Source organism: Gordonibacter pamelaeae 7-10-1-b (assembly GCF_000210055.1).
In the GTDB taxonomy this organism is placed as follows: Bacteria; Actinomycetota; Coriobacteriia; order Coriobacteriales; family Eggerthellaceae; genus Gordonibacter; species Gordonibacter pamelaeae.
Genome location: NC_021021.1, coordinates 2,807,693 through 2,809,312 on the forward strand (window position 1 = coordinate 2,807,693; position 1,620 = coordinate 2,809,312).

Consider the following 1,620-nt stretch of genomic DNA (forward strand, 5'->3'; position numbering starts at 1 on the left):
GCCGCACTGGCCTGCCCATCGCCGGCCCTGGCCGTGGAGACCTCCAAGGAGAGCTTCGAGGCGAAATACAAGGACGACTACCACCAGGCGATCAAGGACCGCAAGAAAGACCCCAGCATCACCACGAACACCATGTGGACCGACGACGACCTCATGATGGGCGCCTGCGGGGAGTATCCGGGCTTCGATGTCGTAAACGCAGGGCCCTGGGTCTCCTATTTCGTCTACAGCACCGCCGAGGGCATCGCGAGCTTCTGCGTCGACTGCGGCGAGGCGATGCTGCAATGCATCTCGTCGTCGGGGCTGCTCAAGCTCGACTTCACCGGCGAGGGGTCCGATTTCGCCAAGATGTACTCGGCGGCCGCCGACGTCTCGGTCAAGGTGATCCAGCCGATCTGCGTGGGCTTTCTCGGCCTCGCGTGCGTGTGGGCCCTTCTCGAGTTCTCCAAGGAGGTCTCGACCAACCGCGGCGACCACTTCTCGATGGCCGGCAACTACGTCTGGATCATCGTCAAGTTCTCGCTCGTCATGGTCCTCATCAGCCATACCGTGCAGCTGTGCGGCGGCGTGTACGAGGTCTTCCTGTGGGTCGCCAACAAGGTCTCCGACACGCTGGCGGCCGGACAGATCAGCGGCGTCGGCTTCAACTCCTTCATGCTCTCCATGATGGAGATCAGGTACAGCCAGTTCGCGTGGTCGTTCGGCTACGCGCTCGTGTCGATGGTCATCCTCGTCTCGACCGGCCTGTGCCTGATCAAGGTCCTCACGCTCACCATCACCCGCATGTTCGAGATCTACCTGATGACGGCCTTCGCCGGCTTCCCGCTCGTGATGCTCACGACGCGCGAGACCAGGCCGTCCGGCATCGGGTACTTCAAGAAGTTCGCCGGCGTGTGCCTTCAGGCGGCGATCCTCATAACGATCATCGCCTTCGCCGGGATCTGCTTCTCGGCCGCCGGGTCGCTTCTGGCGACCAAGCCGAATGCCGGCATCGATGACTCGGTCTGGACCATCGTCTCGCTGCTCGCGTCCATGGCCGGATGCTTCGGCTTCTCGGCGCTGTGCGGGCAATCCAAGCATATAGCGGACACGATCATGGGGGCGATGGGCTGATGGTAGAGATCATCCTGCGCAAGGACATCCAGGACTACGAGGCCAGGCCGCTGTTCGGCTTCACGTACCGCCAGGTCGCGACCGGAGCGGCCATCGCGATCACCGCCGCCGGCATGGGGCTGGCGATCTCGTCGTTCACCGAGATCAACACGCTGTGGCTGATGCTGATCATGTCCGTCTGCGGCGCGATCGGGCTCGTCGGCCTCGGGCGCATCCACGACCTCAAGTTCGAGCAGTGGTTCGCCATCTGGAAGGCCGACCGCGACTGGCCGAAGGTCGCCCTGTTCGCCGCGCCGACGCTCTCGCCGCACGGCGACCGCGCCTCCGCCAAGGCGAAAGCCGGCAAGAGGCCCAAGAAGGAGACCAAAGCGGAGAAGGCGGCGGCGCTGGAGGCCGACGCCGAGGCCGAGGCATAGAGAAAACGGAGAAAACCACATGATCTGCCCCAACTGCAACTGCGAGCTCGTGGACGGCACCGCGGTGTGCCCCTACTGCGGCACGCCCTTG

At 64.1% G+C, this 1,620-nt stretch carries 3 protein-coding genes; all 3 read left to right on the plus strand.

Annotation, left to right across the window (positions count from 1 at the left end; translation table 11 throughout):
- On the plus strand, positions 1–1,113 hold a 1,113-nt coding region (locus tag GPA_RS12995), incomplete at its 5' end, for a hypothetical protein (protein WP_041239623.1).
- On the plus strand, positions 1,113–1,529 hold the full coding sequence (locus GPA_RS13000) for a PrgI family protein (protein ID WP_015540156.1): 417 nt from the start codon (positions 1,113–1,115) through the stop codon (positions 1,527–1,529). The genes GPA_RS12995 and GPA_RS13000, both read left to right, overlap by 1 nt.
- Positions 1,530–1,548: 19 nt before the next feature.
- Positions 1,549–1,620, plus strand: a 72-nt coding sequence (locus GPA_RS20660; RefSeq protein ID WP_156791173.1) for a zinc-ribbon domain-containing protein, incomplete at its 3' end; no start/stop codon positions are given.

What these genes read in the sequence shown, in the direction of transcription:
- GPA_RS13000 (WP_015540156.1), top strand. Translation starts at nt 1,113, where the DNA reads ATGGTAGAGATCATCCTGCGCAAGGACATCCAGGACTACGAGGCCAGG.